The sequence below is a fragment of the Actinomadura sp. 6K520 genome, assembly GCF_004349245.1.
GTDB lineage: Bacteria > Actinomycetota > Actinomycetes > Streptosporangiales > Streptosporangiaceae > Spirillospora.
The window spans coordinates 1-17,795 of sequence record NZ_SMLC01000150.1 but is presented as its reverse complement, the minus strand read 5'-3'; the positions used below and the strand labels follow the sequence as shown (position 1 = coordinate 17,795).

Sequence of the window (17,795 nt, the reverse complement as noted above, 5' to 3'; positions counted from 1 at the left end):
CTCCCGCCCCGCGCCGGGGACCAGCCTGGGCACGGCCTTCGTCTCCGCGCGGAGCTCCTCCTGGACCGTGGCGGCGGCCTCCAGGATGCGCTCGCCGTTGCGGAACGAGCGGCTGAGCTGGACGACCGGCGCCGGCACCGGGCGCCCGCCGGAGCCCCCCGGCCGCAGCGGGAAGTCGTAGGCGAACCGCAGCAGGTTGCCCGCACTGGCCCCCCGCCACCCGTAGATGGACTGGCAGGGGTCGCCCACGGCCGTCACCGGGTGCCCGCCCGCGAACAGCGACTTCAGCAGGACGAGCTGCGCCTGGCTGGTGTCCTGGTACTCGTCCAGCAGCACGACGGAGAACCGCGACCGCTCGATCATCCCGACCTCGGGATGCTTGAACGCGATCCGCGCCGCCAGGGCCATCTGGTCGCCGTGGTCGATGACCTCCCGGTCGGCCTTGGCCCGCCCGTACGCCTCGACCAGGGGCATCATCTGCTCGCGGACGGCGTGCTTGGCGAGGATGTCGCGCTGGGCCTTGAGCGGCTTCTTCACCGCGGCGAACCGCTCGTCGAGCCACGCGCCGACCCTGCGGACGTCCTCGGGCGTCCGCAGATGCTCGGCGAGGTCTCCGGCGAGGTCCATGACGGCCTTGGTGACGGTGTCGGGCTGCCAGTCGACGCGGTCCATCGGGCCGTTGTAGGCGTCCACGACGCGCGAGCAGATCTGCCAGGCCACGGCCGGCGAGATGAGCCGCATCGTCGGTTCGAGGGCCTCGCGCAGCGCGTGGTCGCCGAACAGCCGCGCGGCGTACGAGTGGTACGTCGACACCATCGGCTCGCCGTCGAACAGGGCGTCGCCGCCGAGCCGCTCCAGCTCGTCGCCGGGCAGGACCTCGCGCAGCGTGTCGAGCCGCCTGCGGACGCGGGCGCCCAGCTCGGCGGCGGCCTTGCGGGTGAAGGTGAGGCCGAGGACGCGTTCCGGCCGGACGAAGCCGTTCGCGACCAGCCACACGACCCGTGCGGCCATCGTCTCGCTCTTGCCGGACCCGGCGCCCGCGATCACCGCCATCGGCGCCAGCGGAGCCTCGATCACCCGGGCCTGCTCGTCGGTCGGCTCCGGGATCTCCAGCAGCCGGGCCAGCTCTCCCGGCGTGATCACCCCACTCCCCCCGAGCCGGTCCTGACGGCTACTCGCCTACTTGGCCGCCCTCGTCGTGGACGGGGCAGCACGAGCGTACGGGACAGGTGCGGCACTTGTCGTTCGCCCGCGCCTGGAACACGTCGCCGGCCATGCCGGTCGCGACGAGCTCGATGAGCTTCTTGGGCCATTCGGGGTCGGCGTCGTCGGCGGGCGGCGGCTGCGCCTGCTCGCGCGCCCGCGCGGCGAACGCGGCCTTGCCGACCTGGACGAGCTTGGCGCCGCCGGGTTCGATCAGCCCGTGCCGCTCGAACGCGCCGAGCATCACCGCGTACTGGTACACGCCGAGCTGCGGGTGACGGGCCAGGTCGTCCTTGGGGACGGCGGTGGACGAGGTCTTGACGTCGATGATGACGGCGCGGCCCTGCTCGTCGCGCTCGGCGCGGTCGATGCGGCCCTTGATGACGACGCGGCCGAGGTCGACCTTGAACGACTCCTCCAGCGCGACGACCTCGTTGGGGTTGTCGCGGTGCCAGGCGAGGAACTTGTCGACCATCCTCGCGGCCTGCTCGCGCTGCTTCTCGGAGTACCAGGAGCTGCGGAACTCCAGGTCGTTCCAGATCTCGTCGAGCCGCCGCGCGACGTGGACCTCGTCGATGCCGTCGTCGGTGCCGGCCATCTCGGCGACGGCGTGGACGACCTTGCCCATCGTGCTGTACTCGTTGGGGCCGCCCTCCTGCGCGCCGACCGCCGAGGCCAGCAGCCAGCGCAGCCCGCAGGTGGTGAACGTCTCGACCTGGGACGGCGAGATCGTGATGGGCTCCTCGCCGGCGAACGCGGGCCCGTCGTCGGACAGGGCGGTGATGGCGTACCAGTTCTCCGGCCGCGCGCCCCGCACGCCCGCGCGGGCCAGCCGCGCCAGGTGCGCGGCCGCGGCACGGCGCAGCGGCTCCGGGCGGGACGGGTCGGCGGCTGCGGAACGCAGGTCGGCGACCAGGGCGGACAGCGAGAGCCACCGCGTCCGCTCGTCCAGCTGCGACCGCTCGATCGCGCCGGGGAGCAGCTCGTTCAGGAACCGGGACGGGCGTTCCTCGGTGTCGTCGCCCCCGACGGCCGTGACGACGAGCCGTTTGCGGGCCCGTGTGACGGCCACGTAAAACAGGCGGCGCTCCTCGTCCAGCATCTTCGCCGCCATGGAGGCGCCGGCCACCACCTCGCCCTCCGCCTCGGAACCCGCGGCGTGCTCGACCAGCTCCTCGACCCCCAGCAGCGACCCGCGCAGCCGGAGGTCGGGCCAGACGCCCTCCTGGACGCCGGCCACCACGACGACGTCCCATTCGAGGCCCTTGGAGCGGTGCGCGGTGAGGATGCGGACGGCCTCCCCCTCGGGCGCCTGCTCGGCGAGCGTGTCACCGGCGATCTCCTGGGACGCGATGTTGTCGACGAACAGCTCCGGCCCGGCCTGGGGCAGCCGGTCCACGAACCGGGCGGCGTGGTCGAACAACGCCACGACGGCGTCGAGGTCGCGGTCGGCCGCCGCGCCGCGCGTCCCGCCCTTGGCGCTCTGCTCCAGCAGCACGTCGGCCTGGCCGCTCTCCCGCCACACGGCCCACAGCACGTCCTCGGCGGTGCCGCCGTCGTGGGCGCTGCGCCGCGCGACCTCGATGAGGTGCGCGACCCGTTCGGCCGGTGCGCGGACCCTTTCGTGGACGAGCACGAGTTCCCGCGGGTCGTTCACCGCCGCGATCAGGAGTTCCCCGAGGGGACGCTGCCCACCCGACAACTCCTCCAGGTCGCGCAGGGCCCGCTTCAGTCGCCGCATGGCCAGCGCGTCCGCCCCGCCCAGCGGCCCCGTCAGCAGGTCTTCTGCGACGACCTCGTCCAGGTACCCCTTCTTCAAGGCCGCGCGCAGCAGGATCAGGAACGGGCGGACGGCGGGCTCACCGACCAGGGGAACCTCGTCGCCCGCGACGACCACCGGCACACCGGCCTGGGCGAGGGCGCGCCGCAGCACCGGGACCTGCCGCACGGCGCTCCGCACGAGCACCGCCATCCGCGACCAGGGGACGCCGTCGAGCAGGTGCGCGCGGCGCAGCTCGTCGGCCACCAGGGCGGATTCCTGGCTTTCGGAGTCGGCGATCACCGCACGCACTTCATCGGGGGGTCCAGGGGGGTCGCCCCCCCTGACAGGAGCAGCACGCACTTCATCGGGGGGGCCAGAGGGGTCGCCCCCCCTGACAGAAGTAGCGCGGACCTCGCCGTCGTCGAGTTCCTCCACCGGATTCAGCGCGCGGTGTTCGGCGGCGCCGGCCGTGCCCGCGGGCAGGCGGCGCGCGATACGGCGGGACGCGGTGAGGATCTCCGGGCCCATCCGGCGGCACGTCCGCAGCGCGACGACGGGCGCGGGGTCGCCGTTCAGCGTGAGGAAGCGGTTGGGGAACTCCTGGATGCCGCGCACGTCGGCACCCCGGAACCCGTAGATGGACTGGTCCGGATCGCCGACGACGACGAGGTCGCGGCCCTCCCCCGCGAGGTGGTGCAGCAGGGCCTCCTGCGCGGGGTCGGTGTCCTGGTACTCGTCCACGAACACCACGTCGTAGGCGTTGCGCTCGCGGATGCGCACCTCCTCGTCCGCGAGCATGGCGGCGGCCATGTGGATCAGCTCGCCGTAGTCGTAGGTGGGGACGGGGTCCAGCGCGAACCGGTCGGCGTACCGGTCCATGAACCCGCCGATGGCGGGCCAGTCGTCGCGTCCGCGCAGGCGGCCGAGCGCGACGAGGTCTTCCGCGTGGTACCGCCGTTCAGCCGCGCGCAGGGTGAAGTCGCGCAGTTCCTCGGCGAACCCGCGGGTGGCCAGGGCCGCCCTCAGCCGCTCCGGCCAGTCGCGTGCCCCGTCCGCCAGCTCGCCCTCCAGCAGGCGCCGCACCTCCAGGAGCTGCTCCGGCCCGGACAGCAGCCGCGGTGCGGGCTCTTCGTTCAGCACGGCGTCGCGCCTGAGCAGCGCGTAGGCGTAGCTGTGGAAGGTGAGCGCGAGCGGTGTCCGCGTGGTGCGGTGCAGCCGGCCGGTGATGCGCTGCCGCAGTTCCCCGGCCGCCTTGCGGCTGAAGGTCAGGACGAGGACGCGCTCCGGGTCGGCGCCCCGGTTCTCGATGCGGTCGACGACCGCCTCGACGATCGTCGTCGTCTTCCCGGTACCCGGCCCCGCGAGCACCAGCATCGGCCCGCCGGCATGCTCCACCACCCGCCGCTGCTGCGCGTCGAGCACGGGCGGGACGGCCCGCGCGGGGCCCGCGCGGCGCACGAGACGGTAGGAGGCAGACGGCACAACAGTTCATTGGAACAGATCACCGTGACTGTTCTGACCACAACGCACGCATGTCGCCAAGGTGGTCATGTGGCGAAGGAGAAACGCGTGTGGGTCAGGAGGGACCGGTCCAGCGGGCCCGGGCCATGTCGACGCGGCGGCCGTCGGGGCGCAGCGGGGTCCCCTCGGCGCGGTAGTGCTCGTGGGCGCGCCGCTCGTGGCACTGCGGCGGGCTCCCGTCCGCCCGGAGGACCCGCCACCACGGGACGCCGCCCCCGTACAGGGACATGACGCGCCCGACCTGGCGGGGCCCGCCTCGTCCGACCAGCTCGGCGACGTCGCCGTACGACAGGACGCGGCCCGGCGGGATCATCTCGACCGCGTCCAGGACCGCCTCGGCGAACTCGTCAGGGTCTGCGTGCACCCGCCGATTCTGGACGCTCAGTACCCCGCGCCGCCACCGTAGGGCGGACCGTACGGCGGAAGGGGCCGCCCGCCCGGGGGCGGCCTGCCCATGGACGGCCTACCCGGCGGAGGCTCGGGCGCCGGCGGTCCGCCCGCCGGCTTCGGGTGGCGGCGCCGGAACGTCAGCGCGATCGCGGCCGCGGCGATCGTCCCGCCGATCCCGGCGAGCACGATCACGATGATCAGGGGGCGGAGCCAGACCGGCCGCTCGATGACCTCCACGGGGCCGGGGTCCGCACCGAACCGCTGCCCGGCGGGCTTGCCCTGGGCGCCCGCGCCGGCGGAGGTCAGCGCCCCGGCCGCCGCGAGGGCACGGGACGCGTGCACCACCCCGAAGCCGATCTCCGCGTCGTAGTCGCCCGACGGGCCGTGCCTGGTGCTCTCGATCAGCGCCTGGGAGACCAGCGCGGGCGGGAGGTCGGGGTACTTGGCGCGGATGAGCGCGGCGATCCCGGAGACGACCGCGGTGGCGTCGCTCGTCCCGCTGCTCAGGAAGTAGTCGTCGCCGGGCCCGGCGACGGGCAGGCCCTTCCCCGGCGCGGACAGCGTGACGGAGTAGTTGCGGTTCGAGAACGCCGCGCGGGAGTTGTCGGACTCGGTCGCGGCGACCGCGATGACCCCCGGGTAGGACGCCGGGTAGGAGTACGGCGCGAAACCGTCCCCGTCCAGGCGGCGCTCCTCGTCGCCCTCGTTGCCGACCGCCGCGACGACGACCACGCCCTTGCCGATCGCGTAGCCGATGGCGGCGCGCTCCTGGGGGACTTCGCTGTCCTTGCCGAGCGAGAGGTTGATCACGTCGGCGCCGTTGTCGGCGGCGTAGCGGATCCCGCGCGCCACCGAGCCGTCGGCCTCGTCCGTCGTCCGGTAGCGGACGTAGCCGGCGTCCTCCGGCTCGGCGATCACCCGGACGGACAGGATGCGGGCCTCCGGCGCCATCCCGACGACGCCGTCGCGGCCGCCGGGGCCATGGCCGCGCCCGGCGATCAGCGATGCCATCGCGGTGCCGTGCAGCCGCGCCGGGGTGGATCCGGCGTCGACCTCCTTGAGCATGTTGGGGCCGGTGGTGACGGCACCCCTCAGGTCGGCCTGGCGCTCGTCGACCCCGGAGTCGACGACGGCGACGGTCACGCCGTCCCCCTTGGTGATCTTCCAGGCGGCCTCGACGCCGAGCGACCTGAGCAGCGGCCGCTGCCGGTCGCGGACCTCGTCGGCGTGCGCCGGCACCGCCACGAGCCACCCGCCGGCCAGCGCCACCGCGGCCACGGCGCGCGCCGCGATCCGTGCTCCGCTCATCGCCCGTCCCGTCAGCATCGCCACTCGGGCCTCCCGCAGTCGGGCAGCGTCTTGGCGGCCAGCGCCCGCGCGATCGAGTGGCCGACCTGCGGCGCCAGCGCGAACGGCTTGCCCGGCCGCTCCTTTTTGATCGCCGCCGCCGGGCGGCCGTCGGTCTGGCCCGACGTCGTCAGCACCACGTACGGGCCACCGCGGTCGAGGGTTCGGTCCTGCCGGGCCTGGTCGGTGAACCGGGCCGACGCGGTTCCGGGGAACGGCGCCGCGTGCAGGGCGGGACTGACCGATCCGGTCCCGTCCGGGCCCTTCGACCCGGGCAGTTCCTTGTACGCCCGGTCGGCCTTGAACGGGTCGGGGAAGGCCACCACGCCGACCGTGACGGCGACGCCTTCGAGCTGGTCGACGTACGTGGCGCGCAGGACGGCCCGGCACCCGTGCCTGGTGATCGTCTTGGCGATCTCGGGCTCCACGGCCTGGGCGCAGCCGGTGTCCGGGACGATGCCCGTCCGGGACGCGTACTCGCTGCGCCCCGTCTGCGGGACGTACGGAACCCGTCCCGGGAAGACGCGCTGCGCGGGCCACGCACGCCACCGCTGCGCGACCTCCTTGTTCGCGGCCCGCTGCAGTTCGGCGGTGGTGGGCTCGCGGGTGAGGGTCGTCCAGGCGCCGGTGAAGGAGATGCCGGTGGTGACCAGGTAGCAGCATCCGACGACGAGCGCGACGACCATCCACTGCCGTCCGCGCAGGCCGAGCACGGTCACCCGCGGGGCGGGCGGCGGACCCGGCGGACCCGGGTACGGACCGGCAGGCGGCCCCCCGGGCATGCCCGGGGGCCGCGGAGGGGGCGGCTGCTGGGAGGGAGGCAGGAATGCCACAACAGTCAAGATTAACTGTGCTTCGCGACATTCCGCCCTGACATCGGGGTGAGGGGGGCCTGCGGCCGGGGCCCACGGCCGCGCCGCCGCCCGGGAATGCGGCGGCACATGGCAAGGTTGTGCGGGAAGAGGACGAAGACGTCCCGCCCTACCTCAGCCGTACGTCAGCACAGGAGCACCCACCGTGTCGTTGCCACCTCTGGTCGAGCCCGCAGCGGAGCTCACCCGCGACGAGGTCAACCGCTACTCGCGACACCTGATCATTCCCGACGTGGGCATGTCCGGGCAGAAGCGACTGAAGAACTCCAAGGTCCTGGTCGTGGGGGCCGGCGGGCTCGGCTCCCCCGCCCTGCTGTACCTCGCCGCCGCGGGCATCGGCACCCTCGGCGTCATCGACTTCGACGTCGTCGACGAGTCGAACCTGCAGCGCCAGATCATCCACCGGCAGTCGTCCCTCGGCAGGCCGAAGGTCGAGTCCGCCGCCGAGACCGTCCGTGAGATCAACCCGCTGATCGACGTGGTCGTGCACGACACCGCGCTCGACAACGACAACGTCATGGACATCTTCTCCGGCTACGACCTGATCCTCGACGGCACCGACAACTTCGCGACCCGCTACATGGTGAACGACGCGGCCGTCCTGCTGGGCAAGCCGTACGTGTGGGGGTCCATCTACCGGTTCGACGGCCAGGCGTCCGTCTTCTGGGCCGAGCACGGCCCCTGCTACCGCTGCCTGTACCCCGAGCCCCCGCCGCCCGGCATGGTCCCGTCCTGCGCGGAGGGCGGCGTCCTGGGCGTGCTGTGCTCCTCGATCGGCTCCATCCAGGTGAACGAGGCCATCAAGCTGCTCACCGGCATCGGCGAGCCCCTCGTCGGCCGCCTGATGATCTACGACGCGCTGGAGATGACGTACCGGTCGGTCAAGGTCCGCAAGGACCCCGAGTGCCCGCTGTGCGGCAAGAACCCGACGCAGACCGAGCTCCTGGACGACTACGAGGCGTTCTGCGGCGCGGTCTCCGACGAGGCCGCCGAGGCCGCGCAGGACTCCACCATCACCGTCACCGACCTGAAGGCCATGCAGGACAACGGCGACGACATCTTCCTGGTGGACGTCCGCGAGCCCAACGAGTACGAGATCGTCTCGATCCCGGGTGCGACGCTGATCCCGAAGGGCGAGTTCCTCAACGGCTCCGCCCTGGAGCGGCTGCCGCAGGACAAGAAGATCGTCCTGCACTGCAAGTCCGGCGTCCGCTCCGCCGAGGCCCTCGCCGTCGTGAAGAACGCCGGCTTCGCCGACGCCGTCCACGTGGGCGGCGGCGTCCTGGCCTGGGTCAAGCAGATCGACCCCAGCCAGCCCTCCTACTGAGCCGCCACCGAAGGCCCCCGGCTCTCCGGGGGCCTTCGTTCTGGCCTGTCGATGCGGTAGACGACGTGGGCGGGGTCGTCGATCGGGTTGTCCGGCTCCAGCTCGCCTTCGGCCACTCGTTCCAGGCCGGCCTTCTCGAGGGCCCGCCACGAGGCGTGGTTGGCCGCCACCACCGGGACGATGACGCAGGACGCTTCCGGGTAGTCGTCCCACGTCCGTTCGATCATCGCGCGGATCAGCCGCGGCCCGAGGCCCTGGCCGGTCAGGTCCGGGTCGCCGATCAGGTAGTCGATCGTCGCCGCGCCGGGCGGGACGGTCATCACGCCGGACAGTTCGTCGATGTACTCGGGGTAGTCCGCCAGCCGGCAGCGCTGCACCAGGCCGACCGGCCGCCCGTCCAGGAGGGCCAGCCAGTCTTCGGAGGGTTCCTCGCGGCGGGCGGCGGGGCCGAAGTCGCGGGCCACGGCTTCGGGTGCGGTCTCGTGGTTCCACCAGCGCGCCACGTGCGGTTGCCGCAGCCAGTGGGCGAGCAGCGGAAAGTCGTCCTCGGTGACCCGGCGCCAGGTGATCACAGGTTCTCCCGGTCGTTCATGCGTCGCGGAGCGGTGGGGTGTAGGTGAGGCCGATCTCGGGGGCCAGTTCGGAGAGCATCAGTTCGAACAGGGGCTCGGCGTCGTCCAGGGCGAACTCCAGGTGGCCGAAGACGTCCAGGCTGACGCCGCCCTGAAGCCTGACCCAGCACTTGAGGAACTGCTGGATCACGCCCAGCGGGAGGTCCACGCCGATCTCGGCGCGGTAGCGGGCCAGCTGGGTGCGCAGGGCGGGGTCGATCTCGTCGTCGGAAACGACGGGGAACGGCCGCTTGTTCCAGAGCTCCAGGAACAGGGCCATGAACGTCCAGCCGAACCTGCGGGCGGACTCCTCGGCGAAGTCGATCTCCTCGTGCTCGTGGCGGCCGCGCACGGGTGAGCCGAACAGCAGGCCGTACTCGCGGGGGTTCGCCAGGGCCCAGCGGCGGAACCGGCGGACCACCGCCATGAACTTGCCGCTGAGGTCGTCCGGCTCCACGGCCTTCGCCGCGGTGTGCAGCTCCCCGGTCAGCTCCGTGAACAGGTCGCCGACCAGGTGCCGCAGCAGCTCGCCGTGGCTGCCGAAGTAGCGGTAGAGGGCCGGTGCGGTCATGCCCATCTCCCGGGCGATGGCCCGGAGCGTCACCGCCTCCGGCCCCTCCTCGACGAGGATCCGGCGGGCGGTCTCGGAGATCTCCCGGACCGTCGCCGCCCGCAGCCGATCGCGCCGTGTCTGCACTTCGCCGCCCTCTCTCCCGGTCAGGGGCCCCGTTCGCGGCCCCGGTCCCTCCGGCCCGTCCCCGCATGATTCCCGATAAACCCCCTTGACGGAAGCAAACATCGTATGCATAGTTAACGCTGTTCGCAGTTTACAGCGTTCACTGGAGTTAGTGAACGTCACCGAGCAGGGGAGACGACGATGTTGGATCGATGGGGCCGGTGGGTGCACCGGCGGCGCCGGTGGGTGCTGGCGGTCGCCGGAGCCGCGCTCGTCTTCGCCGGCGTGTGGGGCACGGGCGTCTTCGGCGCGCTCACCTCCGCCGGAGGATTCGACACACCCGGCAGTGAGAGCGCCAGGGCCGCCCAGATCGCCGAACGCGACCTCGGACGCGACGCGGCGGACGTCGTGATCCTCTACCAGGGCGACATGACCGTCGACGACCCCGCCTACCGCGCCTCGGTCGAACAGGCGTTGAACGCCCTTCCACCGGACAGGATCGCCGCGATCAGCACGTACTGGACCACCAAGGCGCCCCAGTTCGTCAGCGACGACCGCACGGCCACCTACGCCGTCCTCGAACTCGCGGGCTCCGACGAGGCCGCCCGGCAGGCCGGCTACGAGGCCGTCCAAGACGAGCTGACCCGGGTCGGCGGCGGGCTCACCGCCAAGGTCGGCGGGGCGGTCGGCACGGAGACCGCGGTCAACGAGCGGGTCTCGTCCGACATCGGCCGGGCCGAGGCCATGGCGATCCCCGTGCTGCTCGTCCTGCTCGTGTTGATCTTCGGGGGACTCGTGTCGGCGAGCATGCCGCTGCTCGTCGGCGGGCTGGCGATCCTCGGCTCGTTCACCGCCCTGCACGCGCTGACGTACGTGACCGACGTGTCGATCTTCGCGGTGAACATCACGACGTTCCTCGGCCTCGGGCTGGCGATCGACTACGGGCTGTTCATGGTCAGCCGGTTCCGGGAGGAGCTGGCGCGGGAGGGCAGGTCGATCGAGGACGCCATGGGAGCGACGATGGCCACCGCCGGGCGGACCGTCGCCGTCTCCGGCATCACCGTCGCGGTCTCCCTGTCCGGGCTCCTCCTCTTCGACCAGCGGTTCCTCGTCTCCATGGGCTACGGCGGCATCGCCACCGTGCTCGTCTGCATGGTGGGCGCGCTGACCGTGCTGCCCGCGATGATGGGCGCCCTCGGGCCGAAGGTGAACGCCCTGTCGATCCGGCGGCGCCGGCCGGCCGAGGGCCGCGCCGACGGCTGGTGGGGACGCGTCGCCCGCAGCGTCATGCGCCGCCCGGTCGTCTACGCGACGGCGACCGTCGCGCTGCTGCTCGCGCTCGGTGCCCCGTTCCTGGGCATCAACTGGGGCGGCATGGACGCCCGGGTCATGCCGGAGGGCGCCGACGCCAGGGTCGTCGCCGAGGCACTGGAGACCCGCTTCCCGGGCAACGCGACGAGCCCGATCGAGGCGGTCGTGACCGGCACGTCCGACCAGGCCGCGATCCAGGCGTACGGGGCCCGCCTGGCTTCGCTGCCCGGCGCGGCGGAGGCGACCGTGACCGGCGCCGAGGGCACCACGACCCGCATCGCGCTGACCTACACGGCCGAGCCCGACTCCGGGGCCGCTCGCGACCTCGTCCAGGCGGTCCGGGACGTCCCGGCGCCCGCGGGCGCGCAGGTCCACGTAGGCGGCCCCACCGCCGAGGTCGTCGACTCGCTGGGCAGCATCGGCGCGACGATGCCGTGGCTGGCGGCCCTCGTGGGGGGCGCGACGTTCGTGCTGCTGTTCCTCGCGTTCGGGTCGGTCCTGCTGCCGCTGAAGGCGATCGTGATGAACATGCTGTCGCTGTCGGCGACGTTCGGCGCGGTCGTGCTGATCTTCCAGGACGGGCACCTGTCGGGCCTGCTCGGCTTCACCGCCACCGGCTCGATCGCCCCCGCCATGCCGATCCTCATGCTGGCGATGCTGTTCGGGATCTCGATGGACTACGAGGTGTTCCTGCTGTCCCGCGTCCGCGAGCAGTACGACCTGACCGGCGACAACACCGCCGCGGTCACCGCCGGCGTGCAGCGGACCGGCGCGATCATCACCAGCGCCGCGCTGCTGTTCATCGTCGTCATCGGCGCCTTCGCGACCTCGGGCATCACGTTCATCAAGATGGTCGGGGTCGGCATGGTCATCGCGATCGTGCTGGACGCGACGGTCGTCCGGGGGCTGCTGGTCCCCGCGACCATGCGGCTGCTCGGCCGGGCGAACTGGTGGGCGCCCGGCCCGCTCGCCGGGCTCTACCGCCGGTACGGGATCCGCGAGGGCGGCTCCCCGGTGTCCCCGGCGCCGCCGGACCTGAAGCCCGTGGGCTGAACCCGGGAAGCGGATCGAACGGCCGGTGGCCGGCGGCGCACGCCGTCGGCCACCGTTTTATACCCGAACCAGCACAATGCGTAGTTTACCCTGCTTAGCGGCTATTGAGAGAGTCATGGCGGGCGGGGGACGGGCAATGCTCGATCGGTGGGGCCGGTGGGTGCACCGGCGGCGGCGATGGGTCCTCGCGGCCGCGGGGGCCGCGCTCGTCTTCGCCGGCGTGTGGGGCACGGGCGTCTTCGGGGCACTGTCCTCGTCCGGTGGTTTCGACACGCCCGGCAGTGAGAGCGCGAAGGCCGCCCAGATCGCCGAACGCGACCTCGGACGCGACGCGGCGGACGTCGTGATCCTCTACCAGGGCGACATGACCGTCGACGACCCCGCCTACCGCGCCTCGGTCGAACAGGCGTTGAACGCCCTCCCGCAGGACAAGGTCACCGCCACGAGCACGTACTGGACCACCAAGGCGCCCCAGTTCGTCAGCGACGACCGCACGGCCACCTACGCCGTCCTCGAACTCGCCGGGTCCGGTGAGGCCGCCAAGGAGGAGTCCTACCGGGCGATCGACGGCGCCCTGACCGGCGTGGGCGGCGGGCTCACCGCCGAGGTCGGCGGGACGGTCGGCACCGCGGCGGCCATCGACGACCGCGTCGCCTCCGACATCGTGCGCGCCGAGGCCATCGCGATCCCCGTGCTGCTCGTGCTGCTCGTGCTGATCTTCGGGGGCCTGGTCGCGGCGACGCTGCCGCTGCTCGTCGGCGGGCTGGCGATCCTCGGCTCGTTCACCGCCCTGCACGCGCTGACGTACGCGACCGACGTGTCGAGCTTCGCGGTGAACATCTCCTCCTTCCTCGGCCTTGGGCTCGCGATCGACTACGGCCTGTTCATGGTCAGCCGGTTCCGGGAGGAACTCCGCCGGGACGGCACCTCGGTCGAGGACGCCGTGGCCACGACGATGGCCACCGCCGGGCGGACCGTCGCCGTCTCCGGCATCACCGTCGCGGTCTCCCTGTCCGGGCTCCTCCTCTTCGACCAGCGGTTCCTCGTCTCCATGGGCTACGGCGGCATCGCCACCGTCTTCGTCTGCATGGCGGGCGCGCTGACCGTGCTGCCCGCGCTGCTCGCCGTCCTCGGACCGAGGGTGAACGCGCTGTCCGTCCGGCGGCGCGGACGGGGGCCGTCCGGCGGCTGGTGGGGACGCGTCGCCCGCAGCGTCATGCGCCGCCCGGTCGTCTACGCGACGGCGACCGTCGCGCTGCTGCTCGCGCTCGGCGCCCCGTTCCTGCGCATCGAGTGGGGAGCGATCGACGCCGCGGCGCTGCCGGAGGGCACCGAGGCCAGGAGCGTCGCCGAGGCGCTCGACACCCGGTTCGCGCGCAACGCCACGAGCCCGATCGAGGCGGTCGTGACCGGCACGTCCGACCGCGCCGCGATCGACGCGTACGGGGACCGCCTCGCCGCGCTCCCCGGCGCCGCGGACACGGCCGTGACCGGCGCCGAGGGCACCACGGCCCGCATCGCGCTCCGCTTCGATGCCGACCCCTACTCCGACACGGCGCGCGGCCTGGTGCGGGAGGTCCGGGACGTCCCGCCGCCCGCGGACGCGCAGGTGCGGGTCGGCGGCCCCACCGCCCAGATCGTCGACGAGGTGGCCGGCCTCGGCGGCACGCTGCCCTGGCTCGCGCTGCTCGTGGGGGGCGCGACGTTCGTGCTGCTGTTCCTCGCGTTCGGATCGGTCCTGCTGCCGCTGAAGGCGATCGTGATGAACATGCTGTCGCTGTCGGCCACGTTCGGCGCGGTCGTGCTGATCTTCCAGGACGGGCACCTGTCGGGCCTGCTCGGCTTCACCGCCACCGGCTCGATCGCCCCCGCCATGCCGATCCTCATGCTCGTCATCCTGTTCGGGATCTCGATGGACTACGAGGTGTTCCTGCTGTCCCGCGTCCGCGAGCAGTACGACCTGACCGGCGACAACACCACGGCCGTCGCCACCGGCGTCGAGCGCACCGGCGCCGTCATCACCAGCGCCGCGCTGCTGTTCATCGTCGTCATCGGCGCCTTCGCGACGTCCGGCATCACGTCGATCAAGATGGTCGGGGTCGGCATGGCCATCGCGATCCTGCTGGACGCGACGATCGTCCGCGCGCTGCTCGTCCCGGCCATGATGCGCCTGATGGGGCGGGCGAACTGGTGGGCGCCGGGGCCGCTCGCCATGGTCTACCGCCGGTACGGCGTCCGCGAGGGCCGCCCCTCCCCCGTGCCGGAGCCGGAACCCGTGCGGTGATCCGCCAATGCGCGCAAACCGCTTGTGATCTCACTCACCCACCGGAAGACTGAACGTCATTCGACCGGGGGCACAGCGTCGTTCCACCGGTGGCACACCTGCCGGTGACCTGCCCCGCGACGGCACTCCCCGGGATCTCCCACGCCACGCACGGGTCATTCCTTTGGAGGCACCATGTCCACGCAGGTGATCAGCGACGCCGAGACGGCGCTCGGGCACCTGGAGCGACTGACCGACGAACTGCGCTCCCGCGGCTGGAGCGTCGAGGTCGCCGCGCCGGCCGACCGCTGGCCGTGCGCCCTCGTGGCCGACCCGCGGACCCCGGCGGCGGAGGAGAACGTCATCGCGGCCCGGGAGCGGTCGGGTGAGTCCTGGTCGTTCTTCTACGGCTGGGGCGAGCGGATCGCGCCGTGCGCCGACCCGGCCGCGGCCGCCACCACCCTCGGCCACGTCCTCGCCGCCCGCCGCGGCAACTAGGGCGGCCCGCACCGGGCCGGCGGGGTTCAGGCGGACTTGCGGGTGCGGCTCTTCGCCGGTTCCTTCTTCTGGCCCGACTTCGAGGACGACTTGCGCGCGGCGGGCTTCTTCTCCGCCGTCTCCTTACCGGACGCGGCCTTGCCGTTCTTCCCGCCCCGGCTCTTCTTGGCCGCCTCGACGCTCGCGCGCAGCGCGCTGAGCAGGTCGGCGGCGGGCTCCTCCGCGGGCTCCTCGGCGGGCCGCGCCACCTCGCGGCCCTCGACCTTCGCGTCGATGACCGCCTGGAGGGCCTCCCGGTAGGCGTCCTTGTGCTCCGCCGGGTCGAACTCCGCCTCCATCGACTCGATCAGCGACGTCGCCATCGACAGTTCCTGCTTGCGGACCTCGATGTCCTCGTCGAGGAACGGGAAGTCGGGGGTGCGGACCTCGTCCGGCCACAGCATCGTCTCCAGGACGAACACGCCCTCCCGGACCCGCAGCGTCGCCAGCGACTCCCGCTGCCGGATCGCGATCTTGACGATGGCGACCTGGCCGGAGCTCTCCAGCGCGTCCCGCAGCAGCACGTACGGCTTGGCGCCCTGCGCGTCGGGCTCCAGGTAGTAGGACTTGGCGAAGTAGATCGGGTCGACCTCCGCCGCCTCCACGAACTGCAGGACGTCGATCCGGCGGCTGGACGACAGCGGCAGGTCGGCGAAGTCCTCGTCGGTCAGGATGACCATCTCGCCGCTCGGCAGCTCGTACCCCTTGGCGATGTCGGAGTACGGGACCTCCTCGCCGTCGACCGTGCACACCCGCTGGTACTTGATGCGCCCGCCGTCCTCGCGGTGCACCTGGTGGAAGCGGACATCTCGCTGCTCGGTCGCCGAGTACAGCTTCACGGGTATCGTCACCAGCCCGAACGAGATGGCGCCCTTCCAGATACTGCGCATGACCAGTCCCTACCCACCAAGTCGCGACCCAGCACGTGCCCCGCTCTCAGCGTCGCAACCCCGTTCCGAATGCGCCAGAACGGACTCTTGATCCTTTTCTGCGGTGCGGGCACCGGGTAAGACGGCGGTATGACCATGCCGTGGCCCGTTGAGCCGATGATGGCCGCCACCGGGGAACTCCCCTCCGACGGCGGGCAGTGGGGGCTGGAGCTGAAGTGGGACGGCGTACGCGTCCTGGCGCACGTCTCCGCCGACGGTGTCCGCGCCACCGGGCGGCGCGGCGGCGAGGTGACGAACCGCTACCCCGAGCTGTCCGCCCTGGCCGACCTCCTCCCCAGCCACGACGTCATCCTGGACGGAGAGGTCGTCGCCTTCGAGGAGGGACGCCCCAGCTTCGAACGCCTCCAGCGCCGCATGCACGTGGCACACCCCGATCCCAGGCTGATCCGTGAGGTACCCGTCCGGTACGTGGTCTTCGACGTCCTGTTCCTCAACGGGCACGTCCTGTACGACATGCCGTACGTAGAGCGCCGCACACTCCTCGACGACCTCGACCTGGCCGGAACCGGACCGGTGGAGGTGCCCCCGTACCTGCACGGCGGCGACACCGCGCAGGTGGACGAGTTGCTCGCCTTCACCCGCGAACAGCACCTTGAGGGCCTGCTCGCCAAGCGCCTCGACTCGCCCTACCGTCCGGGCCGCCGCGTCGACTACTGGCTCAAGGTCAAGAACTTCATGACGCGCGAGGTCGTCATCTGCGGCTGGAAGCCCGGCAAGGGACGGCGGGAAGGCGGCGTGGGGTCCCTGCTGCTCGGCGAGTACGACGTCAAGGGGCTCCTGGGGTTCGTCGGCCACGTCGGCACCGGCTTCAGCGACCGCGCCCTCGACGAGCTGTACGACATCCTGTGGCCACTGCGACGCCCCACCAGCCCCTACGACGACCCCGTCCCGCGTGAGTTCGCCCGTGACGCCCAATGGGTTGAGCCACGGCTCGTCGGGGAGGTCGCCTACAGCGCCCGCACCCGGGACGGCCGCCTCCGCTTCCCGTCCTGGCGCGGCCTCCGCGACGACAAGGACCCCCTGGAGGTCACCAGTGAGCAGTGAGCACCGGAGCACCCGTGGCGAGTAAACGGACGACCGTCGACGTCGACGGGCAGCAGGTGTCACTGTCCAACCTCGACAAGAACCTCTACCCCGAGTTCACCAAAGGCGAAGTCATCGACTACTACGCCCGCGTGGCCCCGGTGATGCTGCCGCACCTGAAGGACCGCGCCGCGACCCGTATCCGGTGGCCGGACGGCGTGGACGGCGGCAGGTTCTTCGAGAAGAACGCGCCGTCCCACACGCCGGACTGGGTGCGGACCGCCACGATCCCCACCCCCGGCAGCTCCACGGGACGCGACACCCTCGACTTCGTCGTCGTGGACGACCTGCCCACGCTCGTGTGGTGCGCCAACCTCGCCGCGCTCGAACTGCACACCCCGCAGTGGAAGGTCGGGCCGCGCGGCAAGGTGCACACCCCCGACCTCGTCGTCTTCGACCTGGACCCCGGCCCTCCCGCCACGATCCTGGAGGCGTGCGAGGTGGCGGCGCTGCTGCGCGACGTGCTCGCCGAGGACGGACTGGAGTCGCACCCCAAGACGAGCGGGAAGAAGGGGCTGCACCTGTACGTCCCGATCAAGGAGCCGGGGAAGGCGGAGCAGACGTCCGAGTACGCGAAGGCCGCCGCGCGGCGGCTCGCCGAGGAGCACCCCGGGCTGGTCGTCGCGAAGATGGAGAAGCGGCTGCGCAAGGGCAAGATCTTCGTGGACTGGAGCCAGAACAACCCGGCGAAGACGACCGTCGCCCCCTACTCGCTGCGCGCCGCGGACCGCCCCTCCGTCTCCACCCCCATCACCTGGGACGAGCTGGAGTCCTGCGAGGACGCCGCCGACCTGGTGTTCGGCCCGGACGACGTCCTCGCCCGCGTCGCGGAGCACGGCGACCTCCTGAGACCACTGCTGGCGGAGGACCGCCCGCCCCTCCCCTGACC

At 72.3% G+C, this 17,795-nt stretch carries 14 protein-coding genes; 6 read left to right on the top strand and 8 right to left on the bottom strand.

Going from position 1 to position 17,795, the window contains the following annotated elements; all coding sequences use genetic code 11:
- The 5 genes from E1289_RS29070 to E1289_RS29050 form a co-directional block, all read right to left on the bottom strand.
- Positions 1–1,143: ATP-dependent helicase (locus E1289_RS29070; protein ID WP_131985816.1), on the bottom strand; the 1,143-nt coding region annotated here is incomplete at its 3' end.
- Positions 1,144–1,171: 28 nt separating this feature from the next.
- A complete protein-coding gene (locus E1289_RS29065; protein ID WP_131985814.1) occupies positions 1,172–4,447 on the bottom strand; it encodes an ATP-dependent DNA helicase in 3,276 nt (1,091 codons plus the stop codon).
- A 94-nt stretch (positions 4,448–4,541) separates the two neighbouring features.
- The gene (locus tag E1289_RS29060; protein ID WP_131985812.1) at positions 4,542–4,850 is read right to left on the bottom strand and encodes an MGMT family protein; all 309 of its coding nucleotides are present in this window, start codon (positions 4,848–4,850) and stop codon (positions 4,542–4,544) included.
- A 17-nt stretch (positions 4,851–4,867) separates the two neighbouring features.
- Positions 4,868–6,184 carry a S8 family serine peptidase gene (locus tag E1289_RS29055; RefSeq protein ID WP_131985810.1) on the bottom strand — a complete coding sequence of 439 codons (1,317 nt, stop codon included), beginning with the start codon at positions 6,182–6,184 and terminating at the stop codon, positions 4,868–4,870.
- Positions 6,185–6,195: 11 nt separating this feature from the next.
- On the bottom strand, positions 6,196–6,942 hold the full coding sequence (locus tag E1289_RS29050; protein WP_131985808.1) for a hypothetical protein: 747 nt from the start codon (positions 6,940–6,942) through the stop codon (positions 6,196–6,198).
- Between the two features lie 298 nt (positions 6,943–7,240).
- Here E1289_RS29050 and moeZ point away from each other — a divergent pair, with 298 nt between their 5' ends.
- On the top strand, positions 7,241–8,422 hold the full coding sequence (gene moeZ, locus E1289_RS29045) for an adenylyltransferase/sulfurtransferase MoeZ (RefSeq protein WP_131985806.1): 1,182 nt from the start codon (positions 7,241–7,243) through the stop codon (positions 8,420–8,422).
- On the opposite strand, the gene E1289_RS29040 is transcribed toward moeZ, so the two are convergent.
- Positions 8,416–8,994 carry a GNAT family N-acetyltransferase gene (locus tag E1289_RS29040; RefSeq protein ID WP_131985804.1) on the bottom strand — a complete coding sequence of 193 codons (579 nt, stop codon included), beginning with the start codon at positions 8,992–8,994 and terminating at the stop codon, positions 8,416–8,418. The two genes, moeZ and E1289_RS29040, sit on opposite strands and share 7 nt — an antisense overlap.
- Positions 8,995–9,010: 16 nt before the next feature.
- Positions 9,011–9,730, bottom strand: coding sequence for a TetR/AcrR family transcriptional regulator (locus E1289_RS29035; RefSeq protein WP_131985802.1), 720 nt, complete (start codon positions 9,728–9,730; stop codon positions 9,011–9,013).
- Between the two features lie 180 nt (positions 9,731–9,910).
- Here E1289_RS29035 and E1289_RS29030 point away from each other — a divergent pair, with 180 nt between their 5' ends.
- The 3 genes from E1289_RS29030 to E1289_RS29020 all read left to right on the top strand — a co-directional run bounded on the left by E1289_RS29030 (position 9,911) and on the right by E1289_RS29020 (position 14,834).
- Positions 9,911–12,073 (top strand): MMPL family transporter, encoded by a 2,163-nt coding sequence (locus E1289_RS29030; protein ID WP_131985800.1) that lies wholly within the window; start codon positions 9,911–9,913, stop codon positions 12,071–12,073.
- 136 nt (positions 12,074–12,209) lie between these two features.
- On the top strand, positions 12,210–14,357 hold the full coding sequence (locus tag E1289_RS29025) for an MMPL family transporter (protein ID WP_131985798.1): 2,148 nt from the start codon (positions 12,210–12,212) through the stop codon (positions 14,355–14,357).
- 174 nt (positions 14,358–14,531) lie between these two features.
- A complete protein-coding gene (locus E1289_RS29020) occupies positions 14,532–14,834 on the top strand; it encodes a hypothetical protein (protein WP_131985796.1) in 303 nt (100 codons plus the stop codon).
- A 26-nt stretch (positions 14,835–14,860) separates the two neighbouring features.
- Here the strand turns inward: E1289_RS29020 and E1289_RS29015 are convergent, their stop codons facing one another.
- Positions 14,861–15,763 (bottom strand): Ku protein, encoded by a 903-nt coding sequence (locus E1289_RS29015; RefSeq protein ID WP_131985794.1) that lies wholly within the window; start codon positions 15,761–15,763, stop codon positions 14,861–14,863.
- Between the two features lie 129 nt (positions 15,764–15,892).
- On the opposite strand from E1289_RS29015, the gene ligD (E1289_RS29010) reads away from it, so the two are divergent.
- Both ligD (E1289_RS29010) and ligD (E1289_RS29005) read left to right on the top strand, forming a co-directional pair.
- Complete coding sequence (gene ligD / locus E1289_RS29010) at positions 15,893–16,867, top strand: non-homologous end-joining DNA ligase (RefSeq protein ID WP_131985792.1); 975 nt, start codon at positions 15,893–15,895, stop codon at positions 16,865–16,867.
- A gap of 14 nt (positions 16,868–16,881) precedes the next feature.
- Positions 16,882–17,793: a non-homologous end-joining DNA ligase gene (gene ligD, locus E1289_RS29005; RefSeq protein WP_131985790.1), complete on the top strand. Its 912-nt coding sequence runs from the start codon at positions 16,882–16,884 to the stop codon at positions 17,791–17,793.
- Positions 17,794–17,795 lie beyond the last annotated feature (2 nt).